Below are 17844 nucleotides of genomic sequence, written 5' to 3'. Positions count from 1 at the left end.
TTGCGCCATGAGTGAGCTGCCGTCCGGCTATCCCGTCGGTTGGGAGGCTGATGTCGTCCTGCGTGACGGCTCCGTGGCGCAGGTGCGACCGATCCGTCCCGACGATGTCGCCGCGTTGCAGGAGTTCCATCTCAAGCAGTCACCGGAGTCGATCTACCTGCGCTTCTTCGCTCCGATGAAGGAGTTGTCGACCAAGGACGCCACCCGTTTCGCCAATGTCGACTACCGCGAGCGGGTCGCGCTGGTGATGGAAGCGAGCGGCCAACTCATCGGCATCGCCCGGTACGACCGCACCGACGGTCCTGACGGGATCTCCGCCGAGGTCGCGTTCAACGTCTCCGATCACTATCAGGGCCGCGGCATCGGCTCGGTGCTGCTGGAGCACTTGGCCGCGATCGGCCGGGAGGCCGGCGTCGAGGAGTTCACCGCCGACGTCCTGCCACAGAACCGCAAGATGATGGGCGTCTTCATCGACGCCGGGTTCGGGGTCAAGCACCACTTCGACGACGGCGTGATCGCCCTGTCCTTCCCGATCGAGTCGACCGACGCCAGCGAGCAGGTGCGCATGGCGCGGGAGCAGCGGGCCGAGTCGGTCAGTGTGCGTGCGCTGTTGAGCCCGCGCAGCATCGTCGTCATCGGCGTCTCCCGCAGCCGCGACAGTGTCGGCCGCGATCTCTACGACCACCTGCGCCGCGACGGTTTCACCGGTGACCTCTACGCGGTCAACCGCACTCCGCACGACGAACTCGACGTGCCGGTGCACGCTTCCCTCGCCGACCTGCCCGACACCATCGACCTCGCGGTCATCGCCGTCCCGGCGCCGCAGGTGCCGGGAGTGGTCAAGGAATGCGCTGCGCACGGCGTCCGGGCGGTGCTGGTGGTTTCTTCCGGTTTCGCCGAAGCAGGCGAGGACGGCGAACGCCTGCAGCACGAACTGCTGCGCACCGCCCGCACCCACGGCATGCGCGTCGTCGGCCCCAACTCCTTCGGCCTGATCAACACCGCCGACGACGTGAGCATGAACGCCTCGCTGGTGCCGGAGATGCCGCCGCCGGGTGCGCTTGGTCTCTTCTCGCAGTCGGGTGCGCTCGCGCTGGTGGGTCTGGAGTCGGCGCACCGCCGCGGTCTGGGTGTCAGCACCTTCGTCTCGGCCGGTAACCGCGTCGACGTCTCCGGCAACGACCTCATGCAGTACTGGCTGGACGACGACAGCACCCGAGCCGTTGGTATGTACCTCGAGTCGATGGGCAATCCGCGCAAGTTCAACCGCATCGCCCGCCGCCTGGCCAACGAGAAGCCGGTCATCGTGGTGAAGTCGGGCGTCTCCGAGTTCGGCGTGCCGCCCGGTCACCGGGTGCGGCCGACCAGAATCCGTCCCGAAGCCTTCCGCGCCATGCTGCGGCAGGCCGGCGTGATCCGCGTCGAAAACGTCCACCAGTTGTTCGACATCGCTCAACTGGTCGTGCATCAGGAGATCCCGCAGGGTGAGCGGGTGGCGATCGTCGGTAACTCCTCGGCGCTGGGCGCCCTCGCCGCCGACTCCTGCGTCTCGTGGGGGCTGCAGGTGACGCACGGCCCGATCAACCTTCCGCCGGGTGTGTCACAGCAGGAATTCCACGACGCGGTGAAGGCCGCCTTCGAGGACGACGCGGTCGATTCCGTCGTTACCAGCTACCTCCCGCCGCGCGCCACTGACGACGTCGGCATGGCTCGGACGCTCGGCGATCTGGCGGCGCAGTACGAAAAGCCCTGTGTCACAACGTTTCTGGGTATCCGAGGCGTGTCAGAGGCGTTGGCGGGAGGCATCACGCCGGAAGGACGACGTGAGGTCGTCCCGTCGTACGCGATGCCGGAGGATGCCATCCGGGCACTGGCCGCGGCGACTCGCTACGGCCAGTGGAGGTCAAGACAGAGCGGCGACCTCGTCATGCCGGAGGGCACCGACCACGACAAGGCCGCCGGCATCATCCACAACGTGCTCGAGTCGGCCCCAGAGGGTCGCGATCTGACGCAGTTGGAGGTCAGCGAACTGCTCGGCGCCTACGGCATCCACGTCTGGCCGTCATACCCGGTGAAGTCCGCCCGCGAAGCGGCACAGCGAGCCCTCGAGATCGGCTTCCCCGTGGTGCTGAAGTCGACCTCCCCGCTGGTGCGCATCCAGCCCATCACCTCCGTGCGGGCCGACCTCACCTCGATTTCCGCCGTGCGGAATGCCTTTAAGACACTCAAGGAGCGTCTCGAACCTCTCGGCGCCGACACGTTCGTGGTGCAGAAGATGGCCGTGCCCGGCATCCCGTGTGTCGTCGCGGCGGGGGAGGACGCCCTCTTCGGCCCCATTGTGCGGTTCAGCCTGGCGGGCGTGCCCACGGAAGTGATGAACGACTTCGGGTATCGCATCCCACCGTTCACCGCGCCCGACATCGACGACCTGATCGACTCCGTGAAGGCCGCGCCCATTCTCGACGGCTACGGTGACCGCGAGCCGGTCGACCGAGCGGCGCTCGCCGACGTCCTGGCCCGGGTGTCGGTGCTGGTCAATTCGCATCCGCAGATCTACGAACTCCAACTCAACCCGGTCAACACCCACAGCACCGGCGCCGAGGTGCTCGGGGCGTCGGTGCGTATCGCGCCGCCGATCGGGCGCAGCGACGGCGACAAGCGATCGATGAGTTCAGGCTGATTCTGCGGGAGGTGTCACAATGGCCCGCATGCCTGCCTCGCACTTGACCGCTGCCACCCTGCCCGACGCACTCCTGGGCGACATCCAGAAGGCTGGCTATTACCCGGCGCTGGTCGCGGACGTCCTCAAGGCTGCTGTCGGCGCCGAACCGGTGGGCGCACACCTGGTGCATGCGGAGACCACGATCGACGAGGAGACGGTGCGCCGGCACATCACCGTGCTCGTGATCAGCGGTGGTCGCCTGGTGATCGCCCACGCGGACGACCACACCCCTTCGATCGACACGCCCACGATCGTGGCGCGCAGCGTTGCGACCGCGACTACCGAAACGGTGCCGCTGTCGGCGATCCGGGGCGTGATGCTGACCCACGTGATCAACTCCCCGGAGAAGTACAAAGCCGGCACGCTCGGCCGCGAAGTGACGGTCACCATCGGCTGGGGCACGGTCAGCCGTGTCGACATGCTCCCGGCAGCCTGTGGTGATCCCGACTGCGGTGCCGACCACGGCTACGAGGGCACCATCACGGCCGACGACATCAGCATCCGGGTGAGCGCCGACGCCGACGGCGAAAGCAACCTGCACCGCGCCCTGGAATTCGCTGCCGCACTGTCGGCAGCAACCGGACGCTGACGGTGACCCGGCCGCTCCCAGCGATCCCGCAGTACGCCGCGTCCGATCTGGTCGGCGTGCTGCCCGCAGCAGCGGGTGCGATGGGCGTACGCGGCTTCTCCTCTGCACTCCCGCAGGCTCGGGGTGCCGTGGTCGTCCTGGTCGACGGGCTCGGACTCGACCTGCTGCGCGCACGGGCCGGGCACGCGCCCTTCCTGCGTTCCCTGCTGGCGGGCGCCACCGATGCCACAGCAGGATTCCCGTCGACGACCGCCACCAGCATGGGCACCTTCGGCACCGGCCTGCCACCGGGCGCGCACGGGATGCTCGGCTACCAGGTGGTCGACCCGGCGACCGACCGGCTGTTCAACGAACTGTCCTGGTTGAACGGCCCCGACCCGCGCTCCTGGCAGAGCCGGCCGACGGTGTTCGAGCACGTTGCCTCGGCAGGGTATGAGGTCACGATGGTGGCCAACGACTATTTCGAGGGATCGGGTCTGACGACCGCCGCCCTGCGCGGTGCCGGATTCGCGACCGCTGCCACGCTGGGCCAGCGCGTCGATCTGGTGCTGAACCGGGTGCGCCGAACCCCGCGCAGTCTCACCTATCTCTACTGGGGAAATCTCGACCGCACTGGTCACGAATTCGGTTGCGGCAGTTGGCAATGGGTCGCCGAACTGGAAGTCATCGATGACGAACTCCAACGCCTTTCGGCGGGGCTTCCGGCCGGGGTTGCTCTGACGGTCACCGCCGACCACGGCATGGTCGACGTGCCCGATGACGGCAAGATCGACATCGCATTCGACGCGGAATTGGCTGCCGGCGTCCGCCACACCGGTGGGGAGATGCGGGCGCTGCAGCTCTACTGCACTCCGGGTGCCAGCCAGGACGTCCTGGCCACGTGGAGCGAGCGGGTCGGTGGGCGCGGTTGGGTGGTGCCGATGGACGAAGCGGTTGAACTCGGTCTCTTCGGCGCGGTCGACGCCCGGATCAACCCGCGGCTGGCCGACGTCCTGGTGATGATGGACGGCCCCTACGGCATCTGGGATTCACGCGTGATGACACAGACCGTCGGGCAATTGGTCGGGCAGCACGGTTCGCTCACCCCGGCCGAGATCAACATTCCGGTGTTGCACCGGCATCCGAAGTGACACCCCACGAGGCATAGAGTCCTACCTCGTGGCTGAACTCGTCTTCTTCTCCGGCACGATGGATTGCGGCAAATCCACGCTCGCGTTGCAGATGGAACACAACCACCGCGCGCGAGGTCGGCACGGCCTGATCTTCACCAAGAACGACCGGTCGGGAGTGGCCGTCATCACCTCGCGCCTGGGCCTTGAGCGCGAAGCGATCGAGGTGACCGATCACCTCGACTTCTGGGAGTTGGTGATCGAACAGACCGCCCACGGCCGGGAGATCCACTACCTCATCTGCGACGAAGCGCAGTTCTACTCCCCGGAGCAGATCGAGCAGCTCGCGCGGGTGGTGGACGAGTGCGACATCGACGTCTACGCGTTCGGGATCATGGCCGATTTCCGCACCGAGTTGTTTCCCGGATCGCGCCGTCTCATCGAATTGGCCGACCGGCTGCAGGTGCCCCAAGTTGCCGCCCTGTGCTGGTGCGGCCGCCGTGCCACGCACAACGCGCGGGTGGTCGAGGGCCACATGGTCATCGAGGGGGAGCAGGTGGTGGTCGGCGACGTCGGCGGCGGACAAGCCCAGAGCGTGGAGTACGAGGTGCTGTGCCGACGTCACTACATGCGGCGGATGACCTCAGCAGCAGCCCGCCGCCAGACCGGATCGGCCGACATCCTGCCCTTCGATCTCGGGCTCTGCCCACTACCGTCCAACGCGGTGGACGATACTTCGAACACGTAGTAGCAACGATGACCTGGGGGACGCAGGAATGAACGAGCGGGACGATCACCGTCCGACGGCTCCCTTGCCGCGTCCGCGCACCACCCAGATGCCTGCCGGTGGTCGTCCGGATCGTCAGGTCCCACGTTCATTGCGACCCTCTGAGCCTGGTTCGCGGGCCCGTACGGCCGGTCGCGGGGTGGCCAAGACCGCCGGCGCGATGGCACGCATGACCGCAGGCTTCAGCCGCACCACCGTCAAAGCCGCCCGCCGCGCGAGCTCCTCCGGGGGAGCAGGAGAGTCGGGCCTCGGACGCCTCACCGAGGTGCACGCCTTCAGCTCAGCCGGTGACGCAGCCGTGACGATCGGTCTGGCCGGCACCGTCTTCTTCGCCGCGCCGGGCGACCAGGCCAGATCGCAGACGTTGCTCTTCCTGGTGTTGACGATGCTCCCGTTCGCGATCGTCGCCCCGCTGGTGGGGCCGCTGCTCGACCGCATGCGCCACGGACGCCGCTGGGCCATCGGCGGCACCCTCGCGATCCGCGCCTTCCTGTGCTGGGTGCTCGCCGGTGCCATCGCGTCCAATTCCACCTGGTTGTTCCCGCTCGCGATGTGCGTGTTGGTCGCGTCGAAGGCCTATCTGGTCAGCCGATCCGCCGCCACACCGCGCCTGCTGCCCGACGGCATGACCCTGGTGAAGGCCAACAGCCGGTTGTCGCTGGCCGGAGTCGTCGGCGCCACCGTCGCCGGTGCGCTCGCGGGCGGCGCCGCGAAGTTCGGCGGCTCCGAATGGGCGCTGCGCGTGGCCTTCGTGCTGTTCACCATCGGCACCGTGCTGGCGATCCTGCTCCCGCCGCGGGTCGATTCATCGGTCGGTGAGAAACCTGCGCCGATGTTCCGCAAGACGAAGTTCCCCATCTCCGGCGACGTGATCTCCGCGCTCCGCGCGAATGCTGGCCTGCGCTGGCTGTCGGGATTCCTCACCCTCTTCATGGCCTTCCTGATGCGCGCCGAACCCTTCCCGGGTTGGGAGAACAAGCAGACGATGCTGCTCGCCCTCGTGCTCGGTGCGGCCGGCCTCGGTAACGCCCTGGGCACCGTCATGGGCAACCTGATGAAGGTCGCCTCACCCCGGGTGATCGTGCTCGTCACGCTGATCGTCGACGCGGCCATGGTGGTCTTCGCCGCGCTCAACTTCAAGTTGTGGACCGCCGTCCTGGTGGCCCTGGTGGCCGGCGTCGGTCAACAGTTGGGCAAGCTGGCGCTCGATTCACTGATCCAGGACCGCGTGCCCGAGCACATGCGCACCAGCGTCTTCGGACGATCCGAGACCTTGCTGCAGCTGTCGTGGGTGATCGGTGGCATCGTCGCCGTCGTCATCCCGACCACCGCGCACCTGGGTATGTACCTCTCGGCGGCCGTACTCGTCACCTGGGCTGGGCTGGTGCTCTGGTGGCACACCGGACGCTCGGTGCGTTCCAAGCCCAATGGTCCCTACGACCGGGTGCACGACAGCCCGACCGTCGGCATCAGCCGCCAACAGGCGATGAAACCGCCGCCGGACGGCTGGCGCTGAAACTTCAGGCTTGTGGGCCGCGCTTGCCGAACATGATGTCGTCCCAGCTCGGCACCGAGGGACGGCCCTTGCGAGCCTGGCTCGGGCGCTCAGGCAACTGGTCCTGCTCGTCGCTCAGCCCGGGCTCGATGTCGGGGTGCTCGTCCGGCGCTCCAGTGTCGTCGTCGACAACGTCCTCGGAGTCGTCGGCGTCGTCGGTTTCGTCAGTGTCACCCGATGGCTCCGGCGCCGTCGGCAGGGCACCGACCTCCTTCAGACCGAAGAGGTCGGCCGTACCGGTGACAGGGTCATGGCCCAGTTCCTCGACGGTCGCAGGTTCGTCCTGGTCGTTCTCGGCGGGCACCGCAGCAGCGGTTTCGTCCTCGCTCTTGCGGCGGGGGCGACGTCGGTTCTTGGAGCGTTCGCGCATCACCGACACCAGGTCGACCGGCTTGTCAGCCGTGTCCGGCGCGGCAGTCTCGGAGCCGTCGGCGGGGGAGTCAGTCGCGCTCTCCTCGCCGGGTTCGACGGTGGCGTGCGGGATCTTCGGTGCACTGGCACGGGGCTTGCGCTTGGTGGGAGCCGAGTGGTCGAGTCCGCCCTCGGCCACCACGTCGTAGACGGCGGTCGTGCCGCCCGGCTTGCCGAACGGGCTGGTCGCAGCCACTTGGTCGTCCTCGCTCAACCACCGCGCCTCGTCGTCGGTCGGGTGGAGGCTCTGGGTGGCGGCGTCGTAGCGCCAGGTGGCCACTCGCGCACGTCCGCCGGCAGGGAAACGGCACACGATGGTCCAGCCGCGGTCGCCGCGCCATGCGTCCCATTCCAGGTCGGACGCCGCCACGCCGCGGTGGTCGAGCCGCTCGCCGACACGCTCGCCGACGGTGGTCGTGTGGTCACGCCCGGCGACGCGGGAGTGGAGTTGCAGGCGCTGGGCGGTGATGGCGACGTGGTCACGCTCGGCACGGATCGGTGGCTCGAACAGCGCAACCTTGGTGCTGGACCATCCGGTGCGTTCAGCCACTTCGTCGATCGTCAGCCCGGAGCGCAGCAGCGACTGCACATCGCGTGGGCGCACATTCGGGTCGACCTGGCCGCCGGAGACAGCCCGCACCGATCGCACGGCAGTGCGCAGGGCGTCGTTGATCTCGACGCGATGCTGCTGATCGTCCTCGTCGACCAGCAGCAGATGGGTGCCGTCGTCGTCGACGCCGGTGAACCGGAGGTCCCGCATGTGTTCTGCCTTCCCGAAACTCTGGCCTTGACCGGGGTCAACCTTGCCACGGCGCAGCAGAATTCGGGCCCGCGGCACGCCGCGCCCACGCCACTTGTGAGGGTTGGACGGCTCCCGTGCTCAGGTCGCTCATCCAAGGGAGACAATGGCTTCATGAGTTCCCCGACCGCCGATCCGCGTGACCCCATGGATGCCCGCCCGGGCGAGCAGCCCCAGACCCCCGTCGATGCGACCGATGTGACCGAGTCGACCGTGCAGCCCGAGCCGAGTGCCCAGGGTGAAGACACCACACTGCCGCCCTACGACGCCGTCGTGCTGCTGTCCTTCGGCGGCCCCGAGGCTCCCGAGGAGGTGATGCCCTTCCTGCGGCGGGTGACGGCAGGGCGTGGCATCCCCGACGAGCGGCTCGAGGACGTCGCCCACCACTACCAGCTCTTCGGTGGCAAGAGCCCGATCAACGACCAGTGCCGGGCGCTGCAGGCTGCGCTGCACGACGAGTTGCGCCGGCGTGGCATCAGCACGCCGGTGTTGTGGGGCAACCGCAACAGCGAGCCCTTCCTCACCGACACCTTGCGCGACGCCTACGACCAGGGCATGCGCCGCGTCCTGGTGCTCACGACCAGCGCCTACTCCTCCTACAGTTCGTGCCGCCAGTACCGCGAGAACATCGCAGCCTCGTTGGCCGAACTCGCCGAAGAGGGCAAGGAACTGATGGTCGACAAGGTGCGCCAGTTCGCCACCCACCCCAGCTTCGCGCGCACCAACATCCGGTTGATCACCGACGCCGTGCGCAACGCCGACCAGCCGGACGACAGCCTGCTGCGCATCGTCTTCGTCACCCACTCCATCCCGACCGCGATGGACGACACCTCGGGCCCCGGCGACGGCGAGGGCAACCTCTACGACCACCAGCACGACGAACTCGCACACGTCGCGCTCGATGAGATCAACGCCACGCTCGACCGCGATCTGGACGGCGCCCTGGTCTACTGCTCGCGCTCCGGCCCGCCGAGCCAGCCGTGGCTGGAGCCCGACATCAACGACCACCTGCGTTCGCTCGCGGCCGACGGTGTCACCGATGTCGTCGTCGCCCCCATCGGCTTCATCTCCGACCACATGGAGGTCGTCTTCGACCTCGACACCGAGGCGGCCGAGACCGCGCAGGAGCTCGGCATGCGCATGACCCGTGTGCCCACCGTCGGGGTCGACGTCGAGTTCGTGAGTGGCCTGGTTGATCTGCTCGAGGAGCGCGCGGCCCAGGCGCGGGGCGAGCAGGTGCAGATGCCCGCATGGCCCGGCGAAGCGATGCCGCCGGTGTGCCGCCCCGGGTGTTGCCCGAACCTGCGCACCGCCCTGCCGGCCGCCTGCGGAAGCGATTGATGGCCGACGACCTCACCGACTTCGCGACCCTCGAGACGATTGCGCGAGATCTGGCGCTGGCCGCGGGTCGACTCATCGTCGACGAGCGGCCCGTCGGTCTCGGCGTCGCCGCCACGAAGTCGAGTGCGACCGATGTCGTCACCGAGATGGATCGACGCAGCGAACAACTGCTGCAGGACGAGCTGACCCGGCGCCGCCCGGACGACGGCTTGCTCGGCGAGGAAGGCGCGAGCACCGTCGGCACATCGGGAATCACCTGGGTGGTCGACCCGATCGACGGCACGGTCAACTACCTCTACCAGTTGCCCGCGTACGCGGTGTCGGTCGCGGCCTGCACGGGCGACCCCTCGCAGCCGGAGCTGCTGGAGCCGGTCGCCGGGGCGGTCTACAACCCGATCACCGGTGAGCTGTTCCACGGGCATCGCGGCGGCGGGGCACACCTGAGCATCCGAGAAGTCACGCAGTCGCTGCGCGCCAGCCAGGAGGGCGATCTGTCGCTCGCGCTGCTGGGCACCGGCTTCGGCTACGAGGCGCAGATCCGCCGCAGGCAGGGTGCGCTGCTGGCCGAACTCATCGGTGACGTGCGAGATGTGCGCCGGGGCGGCAGTGCCGCGCTCGATCTGTGCTCGGTAGCTGCGGGCAGGCTGGACGTCTACTACGAGTCGGGGCTCAACCCCTGGGACCGCGCCGCTGGACAGCTGCTGGTGCAGGAGGCCGGAGGCGTCGTGCGCATCGAGGACGAGCAGCCCGGTCGCTTGATGGTGATCGCCGGATCACCCGCTCTGGTCGACGAATTGGCGCCCCGTGTGACGACCAGGTAGCACCCCGCCGACGAGCGCCCGCACCCGATGGTGCAAAATGCCCGCCGACAGGGCACAAAATGCAGCCCTCCCGCGTTACGGCGTGCGAGAGGGACCTGAGGATTGGTCCGCTCGGCCGGAACGACGACGAAGAAGGACTCGATGGCAACTGATTACGACGCCCCACGCAAGACCGACGACGAGCTCTCCGAGGACAGCATCGAGGAGCTGAAGTCGCGCCGCGTCGACACCAGCGGCAATGTCGACGTCGACGAGACCGAGCAGGCCGAAGGCTTCGAACTGCCCGGTGCCGACCTGTCCGACGAAGAGATGGAGATCCGGGTCATCCCGCGTCAGGCTGACGAGTTCACCTGCTCGCGCTGCTTCCTGGTCAACCACCGCAGCCAGCTGGCCGGCGAGCGCGGCGGCCTGCCGATCTGCAAGGACTGCGCCTGAGCACGGTGCAGATCCGCATCAAGCAGCTCGACCCCGAGTTGCCGCTGCCCGCGTACGCCCGACCGGGCGACGCGGGCATGGATCTGTTGGCGGCCCGGCCGGTGACGCTCCAACCAGGGCAGCGCCAGTTGGTGCCGACCGGAATCGCGGTGGCCGTCCCTGAAGGGCATGTTGCGCTGGTGCATCCAAGGTCGGGTCTGGCGCACAAGCACGGCATCTCGATCGTGAATGCGCCCGGGACGATCGATTCCGGCTACCGCGGCGAGATCCTGGTCAATCTCATCAACCTCGACCCGCAGCAGGAGTTCCGGATCGAGCGTGGTGATCGGATCGCGCAATTGATCGTCCAGGAGTTCCGCGCGATCGAGTGGGATCGGGTGGACGAACTTCCCGATAGCGTGAGAGGCGCCACCGGCCACGGAGCAAGTGGTGGTTTCGGTGCCACCCTCACCGACGACACGAGCAAGAACGAGGACTGAGGACTGTGGGCATTTTCCGTCGCAAGGACAAGACCGAGGTCGAGCCGTCGAAGAACGTCACGCCGGAGGCCGAGGAGGCGGTGGCGGACGACCAGGACGTCGTCGTCTCCGACGAGGTTGAAGCCAACGATGCCGATGCCGACGTGGCCGATGAAGCCGAGGTCACGGTCGACGACGAGCAGCCGGAGGACGCACCGAAGGCCAGGATCAACTCCCGTGATGTCGACCGCAGCAGCGGGCCCTACGACCGCACCGAGGTCGACGACCTCGACGGACGCCTCGACTTCGGGTCGGTCGCGATCACCCCGATCGCCGACATGGAACTTCGCGTCGACATCGATGAGGCCAGCCAGCAGTTCACCGGCTTGACCGCGATCGTCGGCGAATCCGCTTGTCAGCTGCAGGTTTTCGCAGCTCCCAAGTCGACCGGTGTCTGGGACGACATCCGCGGCGAGATCTACGACAACCTGCTCGGCTCCGGTGGCGAGGCGCAGGAGAAGACCGGCGACCTCGGGGTCGAACTCCACGTCCGCATGCCCGCCCAGGGCGCGGATGGCCGCACCACGTATTCGCCGGCGACCTTTGTCGGCGTCGATGGTCCGCGGTGGTTCCTGCGTGCGGTGTTCTCCGGCAAGGCCGCGATGGACGAAGGTGCCCACGGCGAGATGTTGGAGTTCGTCAAGGGCTGTGTCGTCACCCGTGGCGGTGAACCGCGAGCGCCGCGGGAGCTGCTGCCACTCACGCTGCCCGAAGCCACTGAGACCGAGGCCGACCTCGCGGTGGAGGACGCCGGCGACAACCAGGTGCCCAACCCCTTCGAGCGTGGCCCGGAGATCACCGAAGTCCGGTGATGTGATGGCCGATTCGATGATGCGACGCCTCGCGCGTCGCTTGTCGGGCGCCGACGTCACCGGCGCTCCCGAAACAGCCCCCCGCGAGGGCGGTGCTGCAGCGAGCAGGATCGCCGAACTCGCCGATCGCGAGATGGCGCACTGCGTCGGCACGGTCACGTCCGTAGGGGTGCGCGAACGAGCGGGCGGCACGTATGCGCTCGTGGTCGATCTGGACGATGGCAGCCGCGTGCTGTCGCTGGTCTGGTTGGGCCGCAAGCAGATCGGCGGAATCGAGCCCGGCGCTCGCCTCGGCGTCGACGGCCGGGTGTCCTACCGCCGAGGGACGCCGATCATGTTCAACCCGCGGTACGAATTGCTGCCGGTCGGCAAGCGCTGAGGACCCTCAGTTCAGTTCGCTGGTGACAGTGCGGATGGCGGACGCCTCGCGTCCGGTCAGCACCGAGCCGAGCTTGGGCTCCGATTCGGGCGTGGTGAGAAAGAGCAGTTCGTCGAACCCCTCGATCTCGTCATTCGGTGTCGGCGCGATCGGCACCTCGTCACGGATGATGCCCACGAGCACTGTGCCCTCGGGCAGGCGGAGTTCGTCCACCCGCAGCCCCACCACCGGGCCGTCTGCGGGCACGGTGATCTCAACCATGGACGCCCGTCCCTGCTGGAACTGAAAGAGGCGCACCAGGTCGCCGACGCTGACGGCTTCCTCGACCAGAGCCGTCATCAGGCGTGGTGTCGAGACGGCGACGTCGACGCCCCATCCTTCGTCGAACATCCACTCGTTCTTCGGATTGCTGATGCGCGCGACGGTGCGGCCGACGCCGAACTCGGTCTTGGCCAGCAGCGAGACGACCAGGTTGACCTTGTCGTCACCGGTGGCGCACACCACGACATCGCAGTCCTGCAGCCCTGCTTCGTGCAGGGTGGTCGTCTCGCAGGCGTCGGCGAGCAGCCAGGTGGCCTCGGGCACAAGATGACTCTTGGACTCGTCGGCGTACTTGTCGATGAAGAGCACTTGGTGGCCGCTGATCAACAGTTCGCGGCCGATCGACCGGCCCACCGAGCCCGCCCCGACTATGACGACACGCATCGAATCTCCTTGTGCTGCTTCAGATGTTGCTCGGGCGGGGCTGCGACAGGAGGTGCTCGACCGCGGGGAGTTCGGCGGGACGCACCAGCACCTGCAGCAGGTCGCCGTCCTGCAGGACGGTGTTCTTGATCGGCAGCATTCCTTCGCCGAGCCGGGTCAGATAGGCCACGCGGGCCGAGGTCACCGATTCGAGTTTGGTCAGCGGCGTGCCGATCCAGCTGGCGTCGAAGGGCACCTCGGCCAAGGTGATCGCGCCACTGGCGTCAGTGTGCATGGAGACCGCTCCGGCCGGGATGAGTCGTCGCATCACCTGGTCAGCGGTCCACTTCACCGTCGCAACGGTGGGGATACCGAGACGCTGGTAGATCTCGGCTCTGCCCGGGTCGTAGATACGAGCCACCACATGCTCGACGTCGAAGGTCTCCCGGGCCACGCGAGCGGCAAGAATGTTGGAGTTGTCGCCGCTGCTGACGGCGGCGAAGGCGTAGGCGTTCTCGATACCGGCCTCGCGCAGCGTCCCGCGGTCGAAACCGATGCCGGTGACCCGTCGTCCCTCGAAACTCGGACCGAGGCGGCGGAAGGCCGAACTGTCGCGGTCGATGACGGCGACGGAATGATCCCGATTCTGCAGGGCCAGCGCCAGCGTCGAGCCCACTCGTCCGCAACCCATGATCACGTAATGCACAGCGCAGACGCTACCGGAGTGTGCGGGCCGGACAGCGGGCTGTGGGAACGACCTAAACTCGCGTGCGTGAACTCCACTGATGCAGGACGAGCCCGATGAACAACCGCTCGCGTCGGGATGTGCGCCGACCACGGTCGCGCTCCAACCAGGGACGCGCGCTGATCGGCCAGGAGTACGAGGTGCAGGTCGGGCCCGTGGCGCACGGTGGACATTGCGTCGCTCGCCACGAGGGACGCGTCCTCTTCGTACGGCACGCACTGCCTGGCGAGATCGTGATCGCCCGGGTGACCGACGGCGGCGAGAAGTCGCGCTTCCTGCGGGCGGACGCGGTGCGTGTGGTGGAGGCCAGCGCAGAGCGAGTGGACGACGGGTGCCGTTTCGCGGGCCCGAACCGCTGCGGTGGCTGCGACTGGCAGCACACCAGCGCCGCCTACCAGCGTGAGTTGAAGACATCGGTGGTACGCGAGCAGCTCCAGCGGCTGGCCGGCATCGACTGGCACGGCGAGGTGCAGCCCGTGCCCGGCGACGACGACGGCGCCGGATGGCGCACCCGGGTGGAGTTCACGATCAGCGGATCGGGCCGCCTTGGTCTGCGCGGGCATCGCTCCCACGACGTGGTGAAGGTCGACGACTGCCGCATTGCGCATCCGCTCATCGGTCAGGTCGGGCTCTACACCGAGCGCTTCAAGCCGGAACTCTCCGGCCTCGATGTCGCCGTCACCTCCGAGAGCGAAGTGGTGGCGGTCGAACTCCCGCTCGATCGCGACGACGAGATCCCTGCGGTCGCCGAGTTCGTCGAGGCGGGTGGCCGCGAGCACGAGTTCGAGGTGAGCGCCCGTGGCTTCTGGCAGGTTCACCCTGGCGCGGCCCGTACGTTCGTCGAACACCTCCTTGCGCGGCTGCAACCGAGCTCGGGGGAGAAGGTGCTCGACCTCTATTGCGGTGTCGGACTCTTCTCGGCCTTCCTCGCCGATGTCGTCGGCGCCGAGAACGTCATCGGCATCGAGGGAGTGGAAGAAGCAGTCGAGCAGGCGCAACAGAACGTGCCTGGGGCGACCTTCATCGCCGGCGACGTGCTGGAGCAGTTGCAGCACCTGGAGTCCAAGACCGACCTCGTCGTGCTCGACCCGCCGCGCAGCGGTGCCGGTCGCGAGGTGATCGAAGCCATCGCCGAGCGCGCGCCGCGGGCGATCGCTTACGTCGCCTGCGACCCGGCGGCCCTTGCTCGCGACCTGGCGTATGCGGCGCAGGTGGGCTACGAGCCGGTCTCGATCGAGGCGTTCGACGCCTTCCCGATGACCCATCACGTCGAGTGCATCGCGATGCTGACACCGACCGCCTGAACGGTGTTGAATCGGAGTGCGGGAAGACACCGAAAAGTTAGGTGAACCTTCGTGATTCCGCGGAATCCCGATGTGGTTTCATTATCTTGACGTCAAGATAACTGATGAAGGAGTTGGCGTGAGCACCAACAGTTTCGGGGCCAAGGGCTCCCTCGAGGTGGGGGACAAGTCCTACGAGATCTACCGGCTGAACACCGTCGACGGAAGCGAATCGCTCCCGTTCAGCCTTAAGGTGCTGCTGGAGAACCTCCTGCGCACCGAAGACGGTGCCAACATCACCAAGGACCACATCAATGCGCTCGGCCAGTGGAACCAGGACGCCGAGCCCGACACCGAGATCCAGTTCACGCCCGCGCGCGTGATCATGCAGGACTTCACCGGCGTCCCGTGTGTGGTCGACCTCGCCACCATGCGTGAGGCCGTCGCCGAACTCGGTGGCGATGCCAAGAAGATCAACCCGCTGGCGCCCGCCGAGATGGTCATCGACCACTCGGTGATCATCGACGTCGCCGGTCGCCCGGACGCGTTCGAGCGCAACGTGGAGTTCGAGTACGGCCGCAACAAGGAGCGCTACCAGTTCCTGCGCTGGGGCCAGACCGCGTTCGACGACTTCAAGGTCGTACCCCCGGGCACCGGCATCGTCCACCAGGTCAACATCGAGCACCTCGCCCGCACCGTGATGGTGCGTGACGGCGTTGCCTACCCCGACTCCTGCGTCGGCACCGACAGCCACACCACCATGGTCAACGGTCTGGGTGTGCTCGGCTGGGGTGTGGGCGGTATCGAGGCCGAGGCCGCGATGCTCGGTCAGCCGGTCTCGATGCTCATCCCGCGCGTCGTCGGCTTCAAGCTCTCGGGCGAGATCCCCGCAGGTGCCACCGCTACCGACGTCGTGCTCACCATCACCCAGATGCTGCGTCAGCACGGTGTGGTCGGCAAGTTCGTCGAGTTCTACGGCGAGGGCGTCGGCGCGGTGCCGCTGGCCAACCGCGCGACCATCGGCAACATGAGCCCCGAGTTCGGCTCCACCTGCGCGATCTTCCCGATCGACGAGGTGACCCTCGACTACCTGCGCCTCACCGGCCGCAGCGACGAGCAGGTGGCCCTGGTCGAGGCCTACACCAAGGAACAGGGCATGTGGCACGACGCGAGCCGCGAGCCCCGTTACTCGGAGTACCTCGAGCTCGACCTGTCGACCGTTGTCCCCTCGATCGCCGGCCCGAAGCGTCCGCAGGACCGCATCGTGGTCACCGAGGCCAAGGAGCAGTTCAAGCTCGACCTCAAGAACTACGGCGTCGACGGAGACCTGCGCACCGCTGAGGTCTCCAAGGACGGCGACTCCTTCGGTCTGAAGGACGGCGCGGTCGTGATCGCTTCGATCACCTCCTGCACCAACACCTCCAACCCTTCGGTCATGATCGGCGCCGCACTGCTGGCCAAGAAGGCCGTCGAGAAGGGCCTGTCGGTGCCGCCGTGGGTCAAGACCTCGATGGCACCCGGCTCGCAGGTCGTCACCGGCTACTACGAGAACGCCGGCCTGTGGCCGTACCTGGAGAAGCTGGGCTACCACCTGGTCGGCTACGGCTGCACCACCTGCATCGGTAACTCGGGTCCGCTGTCGGACGAGATCTCTGCGGCGGTCAACGAGCACGACCTGTCGGTGGTCTCGGTGCTCTCGGGTAACCGCAACTTCGAGGGCCGCATCAACCCCGACGTGAAGATGAACTACCTGGCCTCGCCGCCGCTGGTCATCGCCTACGCGCTCGCCGGAACGATGGACTTCGACTTCGACGTCGATGCGCTGGGCAAGGACGCCGAAGGCAATGACGTCTTCCTGAAGGACATCTGGCCGACTCCGGCCGAGGTCGAGTCGACCATCGCCCAGGCGATCAACAAGGAGTTGTTCGTCAAGGACTACGCCGACGTCTTTGCCGGTGACGAGCGTTGGCAGTCGCTGCCGACGCCCGAGGGCGACACCTTCGAGTGGGACGCCGAGTCGACCTACGTGCGCAAGCCCCCGTACTTCGAGGGCATGAAGCTGGAGACCACTCCCGTCGAGGACATCTCCGGTGCTCGCGTGCTGGCCAAGTTGGGCGACTCGGTGACCACCGACCACATCAGCCCCGCCGGTGCGATCAAGGCCGACAGCCCGGCCGGTCGTTACCTGACCGAGCACGGGGTGGAGCGAAAGGACTTCAACTCTTACGGTTCGCGCCGCGGCAACCACGAGATCATGGTGCGTGGCACCTTCGCCAACATCCGTCTGCGCAACCAATTGCTGGACGGTGTCGAAGGCGGCTTCACCCGCGACTTCACCGCAGGCGGCGAGCAGGCCGCGATCTTCGACGCCGCCGAGAACTACCAGGCTGCCGGTATCCCGCTGGTCATCCTGGGCGGCAAGGAGTACGGCTCGGGTTCCTCGCGCGACTGGGCTGCCAAGGGCACCCGCCTGCTCGGCGTCAAGGCCGTCATCACCGAGTCGTTCGAGCGCATCCACCGCTCGAACCTGATCGGCATGGGCGTGTTGCCGCTGCAGTTCCCCAAGGGTGAGACTGCCGACTCGCTCGGCCTGGACGGCACCGAGACCTTCGACATCTCCGGCATCACGGAGTTGAACGAGGGCAAGACGCCGAAGACGGTGCACGTCACCGCCACCAAGGAAGACGGCAACACGGTGGAGTTCGACGCGGTCGTGCGCATCGACACCCCGGGTGAGGCGGAGTACTTCCGCAACGACGGCATCCTGCAGTACGTCCTTCGCAGCCTGGTCAAGTGATTCGCCTGTAACGCAAGGCAACACGAAGCCCCGGTCCGTTTCGGACCGGGGCTTCGT

General features: G+C 67.4%; 16 protein-coding genes. 13 read left to right on the top strand and 3 right to left on the bottom strand.

Going from position 1 to position 17844, the window contains the following annotated elements; all coding sequences use genetic code 11:
- Nucleotides 1-7: 7 nt before the first annotated feature.
- Genes J5M86_RS08675 through J5M86_RS08655 form a run of 5 tightly spaced genes read left to right on the top strand, consistent with a single transcriptional unit; the run spans nt 8 to nt 6723 of the window.
- Complete coding sequence (locus J5M86_RS08675; protein ID WP_188061015.1) at nt 8-2680, top strand: GNAT family N-acetyltransferase; 2673 nt, start codon at nt 8-10, stop codon at nt 2678-2680.
- A gap of 28 nt (nt 2681-2708) precedes the next feature.
- Nucleotides 2709-3311, top strand: a complete 603-nt coding sequence (locus tag J5M86_RS08670) for a DUF5998 family protein (protein ID WP_188061016.1) — start codon at nt 2709-2711, stop codon at nt 3309-3311.
- A gap of 2 nt (nt 3312-3313) precedes the next feature.
- Nucleotides 3314-4441: an alkaline phosphatase family protein gene (locus J5M86_RS08665; RefSeq protein ID WP_244328287.1), complete on the top strand. Its 1128-nt coding sequence runs from the start codon at nt 3314-3316 to the stop codon at nt 4439-4441.
- Nucleotides 4442-4469: 28 nt separating this feature from the next.
- A complete protein-coding gene (locus J5M86_RS08660; protein ID WP_188061017.1) occupies nt 4470-5168 on the top strand; it encodes a thymidine kinase in 699 nt (232 codons plus the stop codon).
- Between the two features lie 28 nt (nt 5169-5196).
- Nucleotides 5197-6723, top strand: coding sequence for an MFS transporter (locus J5M86_RS08655; RefSeq protein WP_244328286.1), 1527 nt, complete (start codon nt 5197-5199; stop codon nt 6721-6723).
- A 4-nt stretch (nt 6724-6727) separates the two neighbouring features.
- On the opposite strand, the gene sepH is transcribed toward J5M86_RS08655, so the two are convergent.
- Nucleotides 6728-7933 (bottom strand): septation protein SepH, encoded by a 1206-nt coding sequence (sepH, locus tag J5M86_RS08650; RefSeq protein WP_188061018.1) that lies wholly within the window; start codon nt 7931-7933, stop codon nt 6728-6730.
- A 153-nt stretch (nt 7934-8086) separates the two neighbouring features.
- Between sepH and J5M86_RS08645 the strand changes: the two genes are divergently transcribed.
- From J5M86_RS08645 to J5M86_RS08620, 6 genes are all read left to right on the top strand, one after another.
- Nucleotides 8087-9313 carry a ferrochelatase gene (locus J5M86_RS08645; protein ID WP_188061019.1) on the top strand — a complete coding sequence of 409 codons (1227 nt, stop codon included), beginning with the start codon at nt 8087-8089 and terminating at the stop codon, nt 9311-9313.
- Entirely contained in the window at nt 9313-10134 is an 822-nt protein-coding gene (locus J5M86_RS08640) for an inositol monophosphatase family protein (protein WP_188061020.1), read from the top strand. Before J5M86_RS08645 ends, J5M86_RS08640 begins: the two co-directional genes overlap by 1 nt.
- A gap of 141 nt (nt 10135-10275) precedes the next feature.
- Nucleotides 10276-10569, top strand: coding sequence for a DUF4193 domain-containing protein (locus J5M86_RS08635; protein WP_188061021.1), 294 nt, complete (start codon nt 10276-10278; stop codon nt 10567-10569).
- Nucleotides 10570-10574: 5 nt separating this feature from the next.
- Entirely contained in the window at nt 10575-11048 is a 474-nt protein-coding gene (gene dut / locus J5M86_RS08630; RefSeq protein WP_370587350.1) for a dUTP diphosphatase, read from the top strand.
- A 5-nt stretch (nt 11049-11053) separates the two neighbouring features.
- Complete coding sequence (locus tag J5M86_RS08625) at nt 11054-11899, top strand: DUF3710 domain-containing protein (RefSeq protein ID WP_188061022.1); 846 nt, start codon at nt 11054-11056, stop codon at nt 11897-11899.
- Nucleotides 11900-11903: 4 nt separating this feature from the next.
- Nucleotides 11904-12278 carry an OB-fold nucleic acid binding domain-containing protein gene (locus J5M86_RS08620; RefSeq protein ID WP_188061023.1) on the top strand — a complete coding sequence of 125 codons (375 nt, stop codon included), beginning with the start codon at nt 11904-11906 and terminating at the stop codon, nt 12276-12278.
- Nucleotides 12279-12284: 6 nt separating this feature from the next.
- Here the strand turns inward: J5M86_RS08620 and J5M86_RS08615 are convergent, their stop codons facing one another.
- Together J5M86_RS08615 and J5M86_RS08610 are read right to left on the bottom strand one after the other, a co-directional pair.
- On the bottom strand, nt 12285-12983 hold the full coding sequence (locus tag J5M86_RS08615) for a TrkA family potassium uptake protein (RefSeq protein WP_188061024.1): 699 nt from the start codon (nt 12981-12983) through the stop codon (nt 12285-12287).
- Between the two features lie 19 nt (nt 12984-13002).
- Complete coding sequence (locus tag J5M86_RS08610) at nt 13003-13668, bottom strand: TrkA family potassium uptake protein (RefSeq protein WP_188061025.1); 666 nt, start codon at nt 13666-13668, stop codon at nt 13003-13005.
- 95 nt (nt 13669-13763) lie between these two features.
- On the opposite strand from J5M86_RS08610, the gene J5M86_RS08605 reads away from it, so the two are divergent.
- Together J5M86_RS08605 and acnA are read left to right on the top strand one after the other, a co-directional pair.
- Nucleotides 13764-15011, top strand: a complete 1248-nt coding sequence (locus tag J5M86_RS08605) for a class I SAM-dependent RNA methyltransferase (protein WP_188061026.1) — start codon at nt 13764-13766, stop codon at nt 15009-15011.
- 70 nt (nt 15012-15081) lie between these two features.
- Nucleotides 15082-17787, top strand: a complete 2706-nt coding sequence (gene acnA, locus J5M86_RS08600) for an aconitate hydratase AcnA (RefSeq protein WP_188061027.1) — start codon at nt 15082-15084, stop codon at nt 17785-17787.
- Nucleotides 17788-17844 lie beyond the last annotated feature (57 nt).

The organism is Yimella sp. cx-51 (assembly GCF_017654605.1).
In the GTDB taxonomy this organism is placed as follows: Bacteria; Actinomycetota; Actinomycetes; order Actinomycetales; family Dermatophilaceae; genus Yimella.
The sequence above is the reverse complement of the archived record's forward strand: the minus strand, read 5'-3'. Positions and strand labels throughout refer to the sequence as shown.

Coding starts and splice junctions, on each gene's coding strand:
- J5M86_RS08675 (WP_188061015.1), top strand. CDS start 8: ATGAGTGAGCTGCCGTCCGGCTATCCCGTCGGTTGGGAGGCTGATGTC.
- J5M86_RS08670 (WP_188061016.1), top strand. CDS start 2,709: ATGCCTGCCTCGCACTTGACCGCTGCCACCCTGCCCGACGCACTCCTG.
- J5M86_RS08655 (WP_244328286.1), top strand. CDS start 5,197: ATGAACGAGCGGGACGATCACCGTCCGACGGCTCCCTTGCCGCGTCCG.
- sepH (WP_188061018.1), bottom strand. CDS start 7,933: ATGCGGGACCTCCGGTTCACCGGCGTCGACGACGACGGCACCCATCTG.
- J5M86_RS08645 (WP_188061019.1), top strand. CDS start 8,087: ATGAGTTCCCCGACCGCCGATCCGCGTGACCCCATGGATGCCCGCCCG.
- J5M86_RS08640 (WP_188061020.1), top strand. CDS start 9,313: ATGGCCGACGACCTCACCGACTTCGCGACCCTCGAGACGATTGCGCGA.
- J5M86_RS08635 (WP_188061021.1), top strand. CDS start 10,276: ATGGCAACTGATTACGACGCCCCACGCAAGACCGACGACGAGCTCTCC.
- J5M86_RS08620 (WP_188061023.1), top strand. CDS start 11,904: ATGGCCGATTCGATGATGCGACGCCTCGCGCGTCGCTTGTCGGGCGCC.
- J5M86_RS08615 (WP_188061024.1), bottom strand. CDS start 12,983: ATGCGTGTCGTCATAGTCGGGGCGGGCTCGGTGGGCCGGTCGATCGGC.
- J5M86_RS08605 (WP_188061026.1), top strand. CDS start 13,764: ATGAACAACCGCTCGCGTCGGGATGTGCGCCGACCACGGTCGCGCTCC.
- acnA (WP_188061027.1), top strand. CDS start 15,082: ATGTGGTTTCATTATCTTGACGTCAAGATAACTGATGAAGGAGTTGGC.